A 15743-nucleotide genomic window follows, 5' to 3' on the forward strand; every position below is an offset into this window, starting at 1 on the left:
GATCTCAGCGGTCCCGAACCAGGGATTCACAGTGAGAACAAGCCGGACCGAGACACACACACTCACCGTGACATTCACGGCGAACCGCCACCGATCGGAGATCACCACCACCATCCAGCCGCAGAACCAGGCCCAAGTCCGCGAAACGTCATGGTGACACCTCCAAGCAACGCACCCCGGGCCGCCGGCACCGCTCCGGACGAACGACAACACCGTGACCGCACGTCAGTCCAGCGCCTCGCTCCCTACGGCCGCAGATGCGTACTCAGGTGCTGAGGTCGAGGAGACGGTACTCGTATTTGGCAGGCCCGAGGTACTCATCGGCCGGCTCCCAGTCGGGGTGGCGCGAGACCGTGCCGCCGCTGGGCACCCGGTGTGACACCGGGCGCCCCTCGCGGGTGCTCAGGGGCGGGCGCCGGGCTTGTTGACGACGCCCCAGGCGGCGCGAGCGCTGACCATCTCCCCGTCGTCCCGGGTCTCTCCGAGGTAGGCGTAGTTCTCGGGATCGAAGAAGATCTGCTGCTTGCCCTGCCAGCCGGAGGGCGTCTTCTCGGTATAGGTCACGCTCACCCCGATCGCCGCGCGGCCGAGGGGGTCTTTCACACCGGTCGTCACCCGGGCGCCGGGGATCTTGGCGAGAGCCCGGAAAAGGCCCGCTTGGACGTTCGGCGGGATCAGCACCGATCGGTACAGGACGTCGATCTCCCGCCAGTCACGCTGAGCGCGCGTCTCCCCCTTGATGGAGCCGATGGCGTGCTCCTGACGGATGCGCTTCATCATGCGGTCGGGGTCGCTCGGCAGGGTGGCGAGGAAGCGGTAGAACTGCCGCTGAGAACGGTCGTCGTAGCCCTCCTTCTTCCACTTCTCCTCCTGGTTGGGCCCGTGCCAGACCTGGAGCTCGTCCGGGTCGAAGTCCGAGACGTCACCGGCCGGGGGGATGCCGGGCAGATTGGCGTGCCCGGTGCCGTCCCAGCGGGTCCACTCCTCGCTGCTTTGCGGCTTGCCCCGGACGAAGGAGGTGTTTTTCTCGTACACCCACTGCTTCGGGCCGGGTTCTGTGCCGTCGTGCTTCTCGACGGTCGCGGCGGCCAGTTCGAGGGCGTCGGCGGAGGCACCTGCCGACAGCATCTGGGGGCCCTTCGTCGCGGAGGCGCGGGTGCTGTCCTCGGGAAGGGTCGCGACGATCCCGGCGGTCATGGCGAGGGTCCCTGCGGTGGCGGCGCCGACCAGGAGCATCCGGCGCCTGGGAAGGGCGGCGCGCCCGCGGCGGGTCTCCTGCCGGAGTGCAGCGGTGAGCCGGGCCCGCGGCGCGGCGAGCCGGTCGGTGTCGGGAAGCGGTGCGTCGGCGCGCAGGCCGCGGAATTCGGAAAGCTCGTTCATGCGGGGTCACCTTCGTGTATGCGAGCTTCGATGAGGGGGCCGTCGGCCGCGCCGGTTGCGGTGCGCAGCTTGCGGCGGGCGCGGTTGAGGCGGGAGCGGACGGTGCCGACGGGAATGCCGAGGGCTTCGGCGATCTCCTGGTAGCCGAGGTCGGCCCAGGCGAAGAGCAGCAGGACGTGCCGGTCGCCCGCGGAGAGATGAGCCAGCGCCCCGGCCAGTGGGCGGGCGGCGGCCTCGGCGGCGAGGCGGTCGTCGGCGGAGTCGGTCCAGCTGTCGGCGACCGGGTCGTGGCCGGTGCGGGCGAGCAGCTTCAACGCCCTGACCTCCTCCCGACGGTGCCGGCCGATCTGCTTGGCGGCGATGCCGTACAGCCAGGGCCGGACGCCGGCGCGGGCCGGGTCGAACCGCGCCCGTATCCGGAAGGCCGTCAGAAACGTCTCGGCGGTGACGTCGTCGGCCGCGTCCCGGCCGAGCCGTCGGGCGACGTACCGGTGGATCGCCGGGGCGTGACGGTCGAAGAGCGCCGCGAAACGCTCGGGTTCCTCGAGTGAGGCCGCGATGAGCTCGGCGTCGCCGCCGGCCAGGTCGGTCATGGACAGTCCGTCCGTCGGTGGGGTCGGTGGGTGTCACGGTGGTGGGTGTTCACACCCTGTACTTGCCGAGTCGCGGCGAACGGGTTCACGCCGCCGCCCTCTGACGCCGTAGGCCTGCGCGGCCTCTCGCAGCGCAGCCGCCACCTCTCCCACCGCGGCCCCCTCGCGCATGGCCGCCACGATGTGACGGACCGGGCGGTCGGAGCCCAACTCGCGCATGGATTCGCGGTGCAGGCGGATGATACTCGTGCACCCTGGGACGAACCCCGCTCCAGGTACGGCTGCGAACCGGCAGCCAGGCAGGGCCCGGTGGCCTGTCGATCAGGCGTGGGCAGCGCGGAAGAGGGGTTCGAGCGGATCGCCCTCGTACCCGACGACGAGACAAGCCGCTGCTAACGGTCCACGGGAGAGCTTATGAGCCGGGCCAGGGCCGTCGCCTCGGATCGCGGTTCATCCGGGTCGATACCGAGTGCCCGGGCCGCACGATCGCATCGCCGGTCGAAGTCGGGCCTCTCCCCCGGTACTCGTCGGCGACCGTCTGGCAAGCCGGTGCCGTGTCCCGCCATGACGTTGAGGCGGTGCCGTCGTCGGCCGCCGCTCTGGTCTCCTCGGTGAGGATGTTCGACGGTGGGTCGGGGATGGTCCGGGTCACCGGCGGACCGGTCCGTCGGCCTCTGTACTCCACTCCGCCCGTCTTGCAGCCCACTGCCGGCGGCAGAGCTGACCCGGTCGCGAATTGCCACCCGTTGGGATGCGGCCGATCGGAGCGTCATACCTCCGTGAACACCGCTATGAGCTGCATAAATACGACAGTACTCCAAATGGCGGCTCACGTGATCAACACCGGGATCCGAAGCTTCGCATGGCACTAGCCCCTCCTCCCGAAACGGAGCCCCTAGGTGAGACGCGCACGCGTAAAAGCCCCACTGGTCCTGGCGACGGCCGGCGCCGCGCTGGCTGCGGGAACCGTCCTGCTCGGCGCCCCAACGGCGCACGCCCAGCCCAACGCACCATTTCCGGTCCAGCCCAGCGTCCAGGACGCCCTGGCCCTCTTCCCACCGGGCCCCATCCAGCCCATCGTTCGGGACACCCTGACTTCCTTCCCGCCGGACCCGGTCCGGCCCATCGTCCGAGACACCCTGACCTTCTGGCCGCCGGACCCGATCCGGCCCATCTTCCAGAACATCCTGGCCTTCTATCCGCCGGACCCGGTCGAGCCGCCCGGCGACGGCGGCAGTGACGGTGACGGCGGCGGCGACATCCCGCTGAACTGACCGCCCGCGGGGTGGCCGTCGCGGGAGACCGCGGTGCCACCCCACAGGGCCGCCTGCAACTGGACTGGGACGGCCGGCACTCTGCATCACGGGCCCAGGCGATGCCACTTCATCTGACCCGATACGGGCGCCCCCCACGGGGGGCGCTTGCCCCGTGCCAGACGACAGCCGCGGCCGACTCTCCTCAGTACCCCCAGCCACTGTCCCCCTCACGTCCACGACCCGTCACATAGGAGAACCAGCCTCCGCCCTGCAGACGGCAGTTCGGCCCGATCGCGGGCGGGTCGACGGTCTCGCTGAAGGACTTCGGCTGGGGTGTCGCAGCCGTCGGCTGGGGTGTCGCCGGTGTTTCAGTGGCTCATGCGCATGGTTCCCGTCCAGTCCTGGGACTCGCGCTCAGGAGCGGACGCCACGCGCCCTGCGCAGACCGATCGCGCACGCTCCGCAGAGGGCTCCCCAGGCGGCGTTGACGAGGAAGAGCGGGACGATCGCATGGGGCTGAGCGAGAGGGCCCTGGAGTTTTCCGGTCAGGAGTGGTGAGAGGACCGCGCTCAGGACCAGGGCGGCCAGTGCGTAGGCCACGCCGGTGACCACGAGGGTCAGAAGCGGGTCGCGTACGCGGCTGAGACCGACCGCGAGGATCCAAGTCAGCGTGATGCCCACGGTGAGGATCACAGGGGTCAGGGGCTTCCCGAGAGCTTCGCTCCAGCCGGCGATGGAGAACAGCGGCCGCACGAGCGCGAGGGCGGTCAGGGCGGCCACCAGCGGCCAATTCAGGCCGTGCAGGCGTCGGCCGATCGGGAGACGGCTATCTGCGTTCACGGCTCCATCATCGGGAAACGGATACCGCCGGGGCGTCCGTCTGCGGCGGACACCTGTAGTACCCCGGCGGTTGTGGCCACCGTGCGGGTGCGTACCACGGAGGTTGCGAGGGATGGCCGGACCCATTCCGCCGCGCGGAGGAGGGCACCGGGATGGCGGTTGCCTAGGCTGGCGGCATGAGCCCCGGTGCTGTCTCGCGTCTCCGGCTGCGCCCGCCCAGCGGCCGTGCGGCGGACGCCGCTCTGGCCTGTGGTGTCTTCGTGCCGGTGGCGGTGGGCAGTCTGAGGTCGCTCATCGGTGAGCGGGAGGAGTCCTGGCCGGCCACTGTCCTCGGCTGGACACTGATCATCGCCGCCTGCGCGGCGCTGTACGTGTGCCGTCGCCGTCCTGTGCTCGTCGCCGCGTCCGTGTTGGCTGCCACAGCCGCCTACTACCTCGTCAGCGTCTACGACGGTCCTCTCGTGGTCGCGTTCGTCGTCACGCTCTACGTGGTCGCGGCCAAGGGGCACCTCCAGGCGGCGATCGCTCTGGCGGCCCTGACCGTGATCGCGACCGGCGTCGGCACACTCGCGGGAAACCACGACGTCAACGGTGTCGCCGTGTTCATGCTGACGGGGTGGCTGGTGGGGGTGGTCGCACTCGGCTGGGTGCGGCACAACCGCCTGGCCCTTGCTCGGGAGACCGAGGAGCGCGCGGCCAGTGAGGAGCGGTTGCGTATCGCGCGAGAACTGCACGATGTCGTGGGCCATCACCTCTCGCTCATCAACGTCCAGTCCGCCGCTGCCTTGCGCCGCCTGCGCAAGGACCCGGCCAGCGGTGCACGGAGCGCGGAGGAAGCGCTGGGGGCGATCAAGGACACCAGCCGGGACTCCCTGCGGGAGCTGCGGGCGACTCTCGGGGTGCTGCGGCAGGTCGACGAGAGGGCGCCCATCGCGCCCACGGCCGGACTGAACCGCCTCGACGATCTGGTGGCATCCGCGCGGCTCGCAGGACTCGACGTGCGGGTACGGTGCAGCGGCGAGCGGGAGCAGTTGCCGACGGAGGTGGACCTGGCCGCGTACCGCATCGTCCAGGAGTCGCTCACCAATGTGAACCGTCACTCCCACGCGACAGCCGTCACCATCGGCATCCACCGCGGGGCGCGGCAGGTGACGGTCGAGATCACGGACAACGGGCACGGGCCGGCGGCCACGGGCGGCCGCATGCCGGGCAGCGGCATCCGCGGGATGCGCGAACGGGCCCACGCGCTGGGCGGCGAGCTGACCGCGGGCCCCGGCCAGCAGGGCGGATTCACCGTACGCGGCCGGATCCCCTACACGAACGGAGCGCGACCCCTCTCATGACGCAGGCCGTGATCAAGATCCTGCTGGCGGACGACCAGCGCCTGGTGCGTGCCGGGTTCCGTTCGATCCTCGAGGACGAGGACGACTTCGAGGTGGTCGGTGAGGCGGGCGACGGCGGACAGGCTGTGACCGCCTGCCGCACGCTGCACCCCGATGTGGTGCTCATGGACATCCGCATGCCGGGCGTCGACGGCCTTCAGGCAACCCGGCAGATCGCCGGTGATCCACGTCTCGACGGCATCAAGGTGGTCATCCTGACCACCTTCGACCTGGACGACTATGTGTACGGCGCGCTGCGCGCCGGTGCCACCGGCTTCCTGGTCAAGGACACCGAGCCGGAGGAGCTGGTGCACGCCGTACGGGTGGCGGCGCGTGGTGATGCGTTGATCAGCCCTTCCGTCACACGCCGGCTGATCGCGGAGTTCGCCGTACGGATCGAGGCACCTGAGCCCAGCCCACGTCTCAAGGTCCTCACCGACCGCGAGCGGGAGGTCATGGAGCTGGTCGCCGCCGGCCTGACCAACGATGAGATCGCCGCCCGCCTCGTCCTCAGCCCTGCGACGGCCAAGACCCACGTCAGCCGCATCATGACCAAGGTGGATGTCCGCGACCGTTCCCAACTCGTGGTTCTGGCGTACGAGTCCGGCATGGTCCGCCCGGGCTGGCTGAGCGGTGGGCCACCACCGTAGCCGGAGCGCTGCCGGGAACCCACCAGCGGCGTAAATCGGCCCGGGGGCGCGCCACCGGCGGGGTAGGGCAGGTGTCCGCCGCAGGGCGATGCGCCGTCGCATGCCGCGGCCGGACGCTGCGGGGCATGAGTACACGCTCCCCTGCTTCCCCGCCTTCCGCCAAGGGCCCGGCCGTCCTCGTCGGCGTGCTTGCCGGCGGCGCCGCCGGTTTCCTGCTGACCGAGTCCGTGGGTGCCTTCTCCGCCTTCGTACTCGGCCGCGCCCTCGACGTGGCGGGCTCCGGCGGCGTGCTGCTGGCCGCCTTCGTCGCCGTGCCGTTGATCTGCGCGGTGCTCGGTGGCGTCATCGCCTGCCGCCGCGCCGGGCAGAACCTCCGTTCGCACGACCGGGGCCGGTGAACCCATGTCATCGGCACGCGACATGATCGCGGCCACCGGTCCCGTCACCGACTGGCGGGCGTCTTCGGACGTCTGGCCCTCTGGTCCCAGCGCCACCGCTGGGGCGCACTGCTTCTGTGGGTCCTCGTGGTCGCGGTCATCGCCGTCGGCGCTCGGAGCGCAGGACATGCCTGCCGCAACGACTTCACCCTGCCCGGCACCGACTCACAGGCCGCGCAGACCTGTTGAAGCGGCACGGCTCCGCGCGGGCGGGCGGCACCGTGCACATCGTCTTCAAGGATTCCGACGGGCTGAGCGGTGATCGCCCGGCCATCGTGCGGACCCTCGACCGGGTACGCGGCCTGCCCGGCGTCGCCGACGTCCGCAGCCCCTACGCGGATGCCTCCCGCCGTCTCCGAGGACGGCACCATCGGCTATGCCACCGTCATCCTGGACGCCAAGCCCGAGGACGCCCCGAACAGGACGTCGCGCTGACCGTCCTGGTCACCATGGCCGCCTCGGTGACCCTGCTGCCCGCTCTCCTCGCGCTCTTCGGCGGCCCAATCCGACGGGACGGCACGTACTCACGCCGTTCGCCAAGGCGCAAGCCAAGGGCAGGGACGAGGGCGTGCGCTGGCGGCGGCTGGCCTCCGCCGTACAGCGGCGCCCGTTGCCCGTCCTGTTGGCCGCCGGAGTGGCGCTCCTGGCCCTGTCCGCCCCGGCTCTGGGCATGCCCCTCGGCTTCGCCGACGCGGGCAACGACCCGGCATCGTCCACGAGTCGCAAGGCATACGACCTGCTGGCCGAGGGCTTGGGCGCCGGGTTCGACGGTCCCCTGCTCGTGGTCGGCCGGGGCGACACCGACGCCGCCGAGCAACTGCGGATCGGGCTGGCCCGTACTGCGGGCATCGCCGCCGCCACGCCGCCACCGCCTTCCCCGGACGGCGCTGTGTTCACCGTCATCGCTTTCCCCACGACCTCACCACAGGACGCGAGCACCGCCGGTCTCGTTCACGCTCTGCGCGCCGATGTCCTGCCTCGGCTCAGCGAACGCACCGGCGCCGATTACCTGGTCAGCAATGTCAAGACCTGTGGATCGGTTCCGGGAGGGCACACGGAGGGCGTACCTTCCCGAATGATCCTTTGATGGTCACCGAATAGGCCCGCGTTCGCAGCGCAGGCCGGGAGGGCACGCCCTTGCTCAGCGTAGTCACCGACGACGGTTCCACCGAGTTGGTGGTCGGCGACGGCGCCATGGGCCTGTGGAAGGCCCTCGCCGAAGTGTTCCCCGGCGCCCGCCGTCAGCGCTGCTGGGTGCACGGGGCCCGCAATATAGCGAACACCCTGCCGAAGTCCGCGCAGCCGGGCGCGACGAAGGCGACGGAGGAGATTTACTACGCCGAACACCGCTCACACCCCGAGAAGGCGATCGAGGCGTTCGCCAGAACTCACGGCACCAAGCGGCCCAAGACCGTCGCGAAGATCACCACCGACCGGGACGAACTGCCGGCGTTCCATGACCTCCCGGCCGAGCACTGGATTCACTCGCGGACCACGAGCCCGATCGAATCGACGTTCTCCACGGTCAAGCTCCGTACCAAGGTCACCCGCGGCGCCGGAAGCCCGGCCGCGGCCCTCGGGATGGTGTTCGAGCTCGTCGGGTCCGCCCGGGTCCGCCGACGCGCGATCACGGGCAACCGCCCGGTGCCTCTGGTCCGTGCAGGTGCCCGGTTCGAGAACGGCGTCCTAGTCGAGCGGCAGGACCGGGCCGCATGAACCACGACACTTCGCAGCAGGAGGAGCCCGGCGAGCATCTCCGCTTCTGGAACTACCTGAGCGAGCTTGAGCAGGTCGCGCAGGCCGACGAGGTCGACCTGGTCAGCAGAGTCCTCACCGACCCGGTCCGGGCGATGGCCCAGTCCGCCGTCCTGCGGCATCTGGACCGCCAGGCCGCCGACCTCCACGGCGGACCCCACTACGAATCCTGGGCCGAGAAGATGAGCCAGGCCACGGCGCGCTACCCGTTCCTGACGCAGCGCCTTCACGAATGGTCCCTCTTCCGGGCCGTCACACTGCGGCAGTCGTGGCGTCCGGATGCCTTGCTCGACGCATCCAACTGGCTCCAGCTCAAAACGGCCGAAGCATCGAACGCAGCCGCCCTCAAGATCCTCGCCGACGGCGGTCGCACCAAGCGGATCCGCAACACCGCCCGGATCAACCTGAAGAAGCAGAGTCAACGCTGACCGAAGTCAACTCATCCACAGGTCTTGACGATTACTCTCGAAGTCCGGGGGTGTCGGCCGCAAGTGACTGAAGAGCCAGAAGCGCGTCGTCCCTGGTTGAGCACCCCCAGGCCGATGATGCTGTGGCCGAAGGCGCCGCAATGGTTGGTCCGCGTCTTCCTGCTCACGGTGACGGAGACGACAACAGGAAGACGCGCTGGTCGGTACGGAGAGCGCCCTGTCGCTCGTAGAAAGCAATGGCACGTGGGTAAGCGTCAACCGGCGAGAGAGTCGCTCTGAAGGCGGCCCCTGGTGGCGGTAGTTGTGTACAGCGCAGACACGGGCGTCACCGCGTCGAGCCCCATGTACTCTGCGTCAGCCCAACTGGGTTGCCGGGCGGCACAATTCCGGAGTTCAGGACGCGTCGTGCGAGCGGTTCAAGAAGGTGAGCGAGGCGGGTGGTGCCGTCGGCGCCGAGCGTCTGCCACGGCGTGCCCGCCGCCGCGTCCGTGTCCGCCTCGATCTGCTCGTGAGCGGCCGCTCCAGCCCTGGTGAGGCGCCGCCCGTCCTCGTCGATCCAGCCTCGCTCGCGCAGCTTCGCCTGCGCCGAACGCCATTCCTCGACGCTCCACTGACGGATGCGTCGCTGGAACTCGGCGTCGGTTTCTCCAGAGGCGCTCTTGAGCACCAGCGCCTCGACCGGCCCCAGACGGCGGCCCACCAGCACGGCCACATGTCCGTCGCCACGGTGTTCGCGCAAGGTGGTCACCGCTTGCCAGAGTCTGACGTGGGGTTGAGCAGGGCGGGGCAGCGCCTGGTTGGCCGCACCGAGCGCTCGTCCCGCAGTGTCCGCGGCGCGGGCTGCCTCCCAGGCGAGGTCGGCGGCCTCGGCCAGCTCGGTGGAGGCAACGACGTCCGGACCATAGAGACTGGTCATCGCGGCGCCCACGGCCCGTTCGCGGGCCTCGATCACCTGCTGGGGAGAGGCGAGAGCCCAGGCGTCCGGCAGCGCGCTCGCCGCCCGGTCGGGGTGGAAGACGTAGAAGCAGCTGGTGACGACGGAGGGAGGAACAGGGCCGAGCGGCGCCGCGCGCAAGGCGAAGTAGCCCATCCAGTAGCCGCGCAGTCCGAGACTCTCCACGGCCTCGCGGACCTCGGGGGTGAAGTAGACCAGTTGGTGGACCGGTTCGAACCTCTCCCACATCGCCCGTGCGACGCTTTCGCTCACTTTCAGGCCCTCCCGGCTCGTCCTGCTCGCTGCGGCGTACACCGAGGGGCAGCATCCATCATGACGGCGGTCATAACAAGCCTTCGGCCCGGAGACCCCCGGGCCGCGGAGCGTTCGGTGGTGTCGTAGGTGACGATGTCGTCGGCCGGGGTGTCATGGACGCCTACGTGACTGGGTGTCCTGTCGCCGGCCTGCGGGCGGTCGGCGCGGGAACAACACCCGTCGCACGGCGTCCGCGCCCTTCGCCGAGGGTTCGCCGGGTCCGGTGGCCGGGTCCGGTGACCGGGTTATGCGGGGCCCGTGCCGGTCTGCTGACGTTCTTCTCGCGCCGCGTAGGCGGCGGGGGTGAGGCCGGTGCGGTGGCGGAAGAATCGGCCGAAGTCGGCGGCGTCGGGAAAGCCCAGGTGGGCGGCGACGGCCACGGCTGTCCAGCCGCTACCGCCGAGCAGGCGACGGGCCTCGAGGAGACGCCGTTCATCGATCACCTGCCGCGCTCCGGTGCCGGCGACGGCCTGGGCGGCTCGGGTGAGGGTGCGGACCGAACAGGAGAGCAGGCGGGCGTAGTCGTCCACGTGGTGCAGCTCGCGGAAGTGCAGTTCCAGTGCGTCGAGGAATTGCCGGTGGACCATGGCGCGTCGGCCGCCGCGGGCGGTGGGCGGCGGTGGGGCCGCGGCGCCGGGGCTGTGGGCGAGGCGGAGCAGCAGGGCCTCCAGCAGACTGCGCCGCAGGGCGTGGTGAAGGTCGAGCGGGCGCCGCCCCAGGGCGCGGTGTTCGTCGAGGAGCTGCAGGGCGGTGCGTTCGGCCCAGGGGACGTCGTCGGGGCGCGGCGTCAGCACGGCGGGCGCGTGGTGTGCGGTGACGGGGGTGAGCAGCCGGGCGGTCTCAGCCTGGAGGACGTCCGGCTCGAACAGGATGAAGGGGCCTTTGGCGGTGCCGGGCGGGTGCCAGCACTGCGTGTGGCCGGGTCGTACCCACAGCCACTGGTCACGGGTGACGGTGCGGGTGACGTGGTCGACGTCGTGGTACAGCACTCCGGACGTCACCAGGATGAGGTAGTGGAAGGTGGCCCGGCCAGGGAGCGGCGGATTCCACGGCCAGTCGTCGTGGTGGGCGTGGAAGTCCTCGATCGTGGTGACCTCCAGGCTGTACGGGGTGCCCACCGGGGGCTGGAAACCGTACAGCGGGGTGGGTGCGCCTTGGGGGGAGGCGGATGGCATCGCCCTGCCCGACTGTCCGCTGGTGACCATGATGTGTCCGCAGCTTACTGCACGAGATGGTCAACCCGAGGCAAGCATGGTGAGTGCGGCCCGCACCCACGGGCCGTCGGCGCCGCACGGCGCCATGAATCGCCCATTCGTGCCGGCCGGGCAGGTGAGGCCGGCACACGCATCCATCAAGGGAACGGCATGAGCGTCGACAAGGAAGAAATCAGCAAGACGATTCTCGAATTGGAGAAGTCCTTCAACGATCGGTGGAGCGGTGGCGACAACCGCGGCTACCTCGACAACTACGCCGAGACCATCAGCTACTTCGATCCGGTGCTGAAGGAACTGCTCGTCGGTCGTGACGTGGTGATCGCGCACATCGAATCGCTCTATTCGAATCCGCACATTGTGCGCAGCGAGTACCTCAACCCCGTCGTGCACGTCAGCGACAGCGGTGATTCCGCGGTCCTGGCCTACAACCTGAACACGTACACGCTCGACGACGACGGCAACGAGCAACAGCTCCGTGGGTGGAACGCCACGGAGGCCTACCGGCTGATCGACGGTGAGTGGCGGATCGTGCACTCCAACTGGGCTTTCACCCAGACCGCCGAGGACGCGATCGCGTCCTGACCGGGGTGAGGGTGGCGGGATGCGAGATCTGCGCCCCGTCGCGCAAGGAGGAAGGAACCGTACATCGTGAACGGCAGGACACTGCAGCAGACGGCCGCCGACCGCGCCGAGGGCCTTCCTGGCGCCGTGCTGGAGCACCCCTTCGGACCGGAGTGGGACGTGCACAAGGTGCGCGGCAAGGTCTTCATGCTGATCACCGACGTGGCCGGGGAACCGATGGTGATCCTCAAGTCCGCCCCCGACGAGGCGGCGGCTCTGCGTGAGCAGTACGCCGAGATCACCCCCGGTTACCACATGAACAAAAGGCACTGGATCACCCTCCACGGCGGCGACTCCCTCGACCGCGGACTCGTCGAGGAACTGGTGACCGACTCCTACCTGCTGGTCGTGTCCAAGCTCCCCGCGGCACAACGGCCGGTGGAGCCGACGGCGTTCACCCGGCGCGACCAGGCCATCCGATGACCTCGGCGGGATGCGGCTCCAGCAGGCGGCGCGGCCGCGCGGCTGGTGCACTGCCCGGCTCGGGCAGCGGGCGACGCGAAAGGGTCCTGGAGCCCCTCCGACGCGAGAGGCACACCGCGTGACGGGCGTTGCTCGTATGTGACGAGGGGCCCGGCATCAGCCGGGCCCCTCGTTCTCGTGGCAGGCACAGGATTGGGCCTGCGACCTCTGGGTTACGAGCCCAGGGAGCTAACGAGCTGCTCCACCCCGCGGCGGGTGCCACCGTACGCAGTGGCTCATGCGAGGCTTACGCGTTTCCTTCGTCAGCCGCGCACGATGTTCTCGGCCTGCGGTCCCTTCTGTCCCTGGGTCACGTCGAAGGTGACCGGTTCGCCCTCGACCAGTTCCCGGTAGCCGTTGCCGGTGATGTTGGAGTAGTGGGCGAAGACGTCCGGGCCTCCGCCGTCCTGGGCGATGAACCCGAAGCCCTTTTCGGCGTTGAACCACTTAACGGTGCCGCTGGCCATGCTGCTTGTCCTTCGATATCGCCGAGAGGTCTCGGCTGGTCCATGGGTGGGGCCGTCCGGAACCGGAAGGCACCCGCGAACCGTTCTACCCCCTCGGCCGCCGATTATCCGACCTTTCCGTTGATCGTGGGGGGGCGTGTCGACGACGAGAGCCAGGACTGTGCCTGTCCCAGCGACGATCACGGTGCAGACCTGGTGCGAACTCCCGCCATGGCGGTGGCACGAACACGCCAGGCCGGTATCGGTTCTACCGTGCCCATACGCGGTGGGAGGACATCAGGTCCTGGAGTCCCTCCAGTACCGAGGTTCCGCTTCGGCCGACCACGATGCCGGGTCCGTCGGCGGGGATCCCGACCGCTTCCAGCGCCGCTTCGCCGCCCGCCCAGGCACCGATCGCCTTTCCGTGGCGGAACGCCTCCGACAGCAGCAGGCTCACCCTCGGGTCGATCGTTCCGGGCGCACCGGCGGGCAGTGCCTTGGCCTCACGGGAGCCGCGGGCGTCGCCGTCGGCGGCGGGTGCCCCGGCCACCAGCAGTGCGTCGAATTCGATGGACCGGGCGGTCACGAAGGTCCGCTGGACGGTGACCGCGCCGTCGCCCGTGCCGAGTTTGCCGCCCGTCGGGGCGATGACCAACGGCACCATGCCGGCGGCGAGCACCGCCTCGCGTACCGCGCGCACGCCGTCCAGGTCCCCGTCCGGGCCGGTGACGATGCCGATGAGGCGGCCGTCGGTGGGCCAGGAGCGACCGACCTGGGACAGCGCCGGGCTCGGTTCGACATCGGCGAGGGGGACGGTCGGTTCGGGTACCGGCAGCCCCAGGCCCTCGGCGACGCGCGCGCACAGCTCGGCGTCGATGTTGGCCAGCACGTTCAGGGCCCGTTCCCTGATGGCCTGTTCGTAGCATTTGCCGAGCTCGAAGGTGTAAGCGGAGATGATGTGTTCCCGCTCCACCGGGCTCATGCTGAGCCAGAACCGGCGCGGTTGGCTGAAGTGGTCCGAGAACGACTCGGGTGCCTCACGGACCTTCTTCGCCTCAAGCACTCGTACGGGTGTCTCGATGTACGCCCCGGTTTCCGCCCCCGCCAGGAACGGGCAGCCGCCGTCGAGCGAGTTGGGCCGGTACGGCGCGACGCCCCGGTGCACGGCGTCCTGGTGGAAGCCGTCCCGTTGCATGTCGTTGACCGGCGAGTGCGGCCGGTTGATGGGGATCTGCGGGAAGTTCGGGCCGGCCAGCCGGGTGATCTGGGTGTCCAGGTAGGAGAACAGTCGCCCGGCGAGGAGCGGGTCGTCGGTGATGTCGATGCCGGGCACGAGGTGACCGACATGGAAGGCGACCTGCTCGGTCTCGGCGAAGTAGTTCGACGGGTTGCGGTTGAGCGTGAGCAGTCCGATCGGCTGGACGGGGGCGAGTTCCTCGGGGACGAGGTTGGTCGCGTCGAGCAGGTCTATGCCTTCGAAGGTCTGGTCGGGGGTGTCGGGGAAGGTCTGGATGCCCAGCTCCCACTCGGGGTAGGCGCCCGCCTCGATGGCGTCGGCCAGGTCGCGGCGGTGGAAGTCGGGGTCGACGCCCCCTGCGATCTGCGCCTCCTCCCACACCAGGGAGTGCACACCGAGCTTGGGCTTCCAGTGGAACTTCACCAGCGTGGTGGAGCCGTCGGCGGCTACCAGGCGGAAGGTGTGGACGCCGAAGCCCTCCATCATCCGGTACGAGCGCGGAATGCCTCGGTCGGACATGTTCCACAGCGTGTGGTGGGCTGCCTCGGTGTGCAGCGTGACGAAGTCCCAGAAGGTGTCGTGCGCGCTCTGGGCCTGCGGGATCTCCCGGTCCGGGTGCGGTTTGCCCGCGTGGATGATGTCCGGGAACTTGATGGCGTCCTGGATGAAGAAGACCGGGATGTTGTTGCCGACCAGGTCGAAGACGCCCTCCTCGGTGTAGAACTTGGTCGCGAACCCGCGGGTGTCCCGCACCGTGTCGGAGGAGCCCCGGGAGCCCAGCACGGTGGAGAAGCGTACGAACACCGGAGTCTCGGCGCCCGGTGCCAGGAACGCCGCCTTCGACACGGCGGCCGCGGTGCCGTAGCTCTTGAAGACGCCGTGCGCTGCCGCGCCGCGTGCGTGTACGACCCGCTCCGGGATGCGCTCGTGGTCGAAGTGCATGATTTTCTCGCGCAGGTGGTGGTCCTGCAGCAGCACCGGTCCGCGCGGGCCCGCCTTGAGCGAGTGATCGGTGTCGTACAGCCGTGTGCCCTGAGCATTGGTGAGATGGGTGCCCGACTGGGCCATGCGTGCCTGGGCCGCGCCGGTGGCCTGCCCGGTGGGCGACATCGTGTCCGGGCCGCTCTGGTCGGGCTTCGGCGGCAGGGGTTCGCGCGGTTCGGTGGGCTCCGCGACGCCGGGGGAATCCGGGGCAGGCTTGCCCGGAATTCCTTCGTCCGGTCCCGTGCCGGTGCCCTGGATGGCTTCGGTGACCTTGTCCGCCGCCCGCTTGAGGGGATTGGGCTGGCTCATCGTTATCGTTCCTCCGCGTCTGACCGGCCACGGCCAGCGCGGCCATGTCATGGGGGTGCCGTGAGATCCGGCGCCGGGTACCCGGCTGTTCCGTACTCATCACTGTCGGGCTTGTCGGGCACGGTCACCGCCCGGGTTCCAAGGAGGGCTGCCGCGAACACGGTCATGCCGAGGCTCTGGCGTGAGTTGACGCGCTCCATGAGCGACCTCCCGGCCTACATCCGGGTTCGGCGGCGGATGACCACGACCCGCATGGCCAGCGCGACGGCCAGCAGCACCCAGGCTCCGACGCAGTAGCCCCACGCCGTCACCCCGCGCACGACGCCGACGGAGGCCCAGACGGCCCACAGGGCGACGAGGACCCACAGTGAGGTCCAGGCGATGTCAGCGATACGGCTGGGCAGTTGGGCGCGCTGTCTGGTGCCGGGTTCGAGCCTTCCCGGCCCCGATTGCTGCTGCGTTTGGTGTCGGGTCATCGATGCTTCCTCCGGGATACGAGA

The 15743-nt window shown here is 69.9% G+C and carries 17 protein-coding genes and 1 tRNA gene; 9 read left to right on the forward strand and 9 right to left on the reverse strand.

All coding sequences use genetic code 11. The features are described from left to right. Positions 1-402: 402 nt before the first annotated feature. Together ACFY5B_RS22005 and ACFY5B_RS22010 are read right to left on the reverse strand one after the other, a co-directional pair. Positions 403-1380, reverse strand: a complete 978-nt coding sequence (locus tag ACFY5B_RS22005; protein ID WP_389971683.1) for a CU044_5270 family protein — start codon at positions 1378-1380, stop codon at positions 403-405. Next, positions 1377-1973 (reverse strand): RNA polymerase sigma factor, encoded by a 597-nt coding sequence (locus ACFY5B_RS22010; protein ID WP_389971685.1) that lies wholly within the window; start codon positions 1971-1973, stop codon positions 1377-1379. The genes ACFY5B_RS22005 and ACFY5B_RS22010 overlap by 4 nt, the downstream gene beginning before the upstream one ends. 899 nt (positions 1974-2872) lie before the next feature. Between ACFY5B_RS22010 and ACFY5B_RS22015 the strand changes: the two genes are divergently transcribed. Continuing rightward, entirely contained in the window at positions 2873-3247 is a 375-nt protein-coding gene (locus ACFY5B_RS22015) for a hypothetical protein (RefSeq protein ID WP_389971687.1), read from the forward strand. Between the two features lie 396 nt (positions 3248-3643). Here the strand turns inward: ACFY5B_RS22015 and ACFY5B_RS22020 are convergent, their stop codons facing one another. Then, positions 3644-4069 (reverse strand): hypothetical protein, encoded by a 426-nt coding sequence (locus tag ACFY5B_RS22020; RefSeq protein WP_389971689.1) that lies wholly within the window; start codon positions 4067-4069, stop codon positions 3644-3646. Between the two features lie 176 nt (positions 4070-4245). Here ACFY5B_RS22020 and ACFY5B_RS22025 point away from each other — a divergent pair, with 176 nt between their 5' ends. From ACFY5B_RS22025 to ACFY5B_RS22050, 6 genes are all read left to right on the forward strand, one after another. Then, on the forward strand, positions 4246-5412 hold the full coding sequence (locus ACFY5B_RS22025) for a sensor histidine kinase (RefSeq protein WP_389971691.1): 1167 nt from the start codon (positions 4246-4248) through the stop codon (positions 5410-5412). A gap of 8 nt (positions 5413-5420) precedes the next feature. Next, positions 5421-6101 carry a response regulator gene (locus ACFY5B_RS22030; protein WP_389972189.1) on the forward strand — a complete coding sequence of 227 codons (681 nt, stop codon included), beginning with the start codon at positions 5421-5423 and terminating at the stop codon, positions 6099-6101. Positions 6102-6226: 125 nt separating this feature from the next. Beyond that, complete coding sequence (locus tag ACFY5B_RS22035) at positions 6227-6499, forward strand: hypothetical protein (RefSeq protein WP_389971693.1); 273 nt, start codon at positions 6227-6229, stop codon at positions 6497-6499. A 607-nt stretch (positions 6500-7106) separates the two neighbouring features. Then, entirely contained in the window at positions 7107-7625 is a 519-nt protein-coding gene (locus ACFY5B_RS22040; protein WP_389971695.1) for a hypothetical protein, read from the forward strand. Positions 7626-7675: 50 nt separating this feature from the next. Then, entirely contained in the window at positions 7676-8254 is a 579-nt protein-coding gene (locus tag ACFY5B_RS22045) for a transposase (RefSeq protein WP_389971697.1), read from the forward strand. After that, positions 8251-8721 (forward strand): hypothetical protein, encoded by a 471-nt coding sequence (locus tag ACFY5B_RS22050; protein WP_389971699.1) that lies wholly within the window; start codon positions 8251-8253, stop codon positions 8719-8721. Before ACFY5B_RS22045 ends, ACFY5B_RS22050 begins: the two co-directional genes overlap by 4 nt. 325 nt (positions 8722-9046) lie before the next feature. On the opposite strand, the gene ACFY5B_RS22055 is transcribed toward ACFY5B_RS22050, so the two are convergent. Both ACFY5B_RS22055 and ACFY5B_RS22060 read right to left on the reverse strand, forming a co-directional pair. Continuing rightward, positions 9047-9928: a hypothetical protein gene (locus tag ACFY5B_RS22055; protein ID WP_389971701.1), complete on the reverse strand. Its 882-nt coding sequence runs from the start codon at positions 9926-9928 to the stop codon at positions 9047-9049. 287 nt (positions 9929-10215) lie between these two features. Then, positions 10216-11175 carry a helix-turn-helix domain-containing protein gene (locus tag ACFY5B_RS22060; protein ID WP_389971703.1) on the reverse strand — a complete coding sequence of 320 codons (960 nt, stop codon included), beginning with the start codon at positions 11173-11175 and terminating at the stop codon, positions 10216-10218. A gap of 159 nt (positions 11176-11334) precedes the next feature. Between ACFY5B_RS22060 and ACFY5B_RS22065 the strand changes: the two genes are divergently transcribed. Beyond that, on the forward strand, positions 11335-11766 hold the full coding sequence (locus tag ACFY5B_RS22065; protein ID WP_389971705.1) for a YybH family protein: 432 nt from the start codon (positions 11335-11337) through the stop codon (positions 11764-11766). A 66-nt stretch (positions 11767-11832) separates the two neighbouring features. After that, positions 11833-12228 (forward strand): MmcQ/YjbR family DNA-binding protein, encoded by a 396-nt coding sequence (locus ACFY5B_RS22070; protein WP_389971707.1) that lies wholly within the window; start codon positions 11833-11835, stop codon positions 12226-12228. Between the two features lie 178 nt (positions 12229-12406). Here ACFY5B_RS22070 and ACFY5B_RS22075 read toward each other — a convergent pair. From ACFY5B_RS22075 to ACFY5B_RS22090, 4 genes are all read right to left on the reverse strand, one after another. Further along, positions 12407-12478, reverse strand: a tRNA-Thr gene (locus tag ACFY5B_RS22075). Positions 12479-12530: 52 nt separating this feature from the next. Continuing rightward, the gene (locus tag ACFY5B_RS22080) at positions 12531-12734 is read right to left on the reverse strand and encodes a cold-shock protein (protein ID WP_030850640.1); all 204 of its coding nucleotides are present in this window, start codon (positions 12732-12734) and stop codon (positions 12531-12533) included. A 247-nt stretch (positions 12735-12981) separates the two neighbouring features. Continuing rightward, positions 12982-15243: a catalase gene (locus tag ACFY5B_RS22085; protein ID WP_389971709.1), complete on the reverse strand. Its 2262-nt coding sequence runs from the start codon at positions 15241-15243 to the stop codon at positions 12982-12984. Positions 15244-15458: 215 nt separating this feature from the next. Next, positions 15459-15719: a hypothetical protein gene (locus ACFY5B_RS22090; RefSeq protein ID WP_389971711.1), complete on the reverse strand. Its 261-nt coding sequence runs from the start codon at positions 15717-15719 to the stop codon at positions 15459-15461. Between the last annotated feature and the right edge of the window lie 24 nt (positions 15720-15743).

Source organism: Streptomyces sp. NPDC013187 (genome assembly GCF_042899705.1).
Taxonomy (GTDB): domain Bacteria; phylum Actinomycetota; class Actinomycetes; order Streptomycetales; family Streptomycetaceae; genus Streptomyces; species Streptomyces hawaiiensis_A.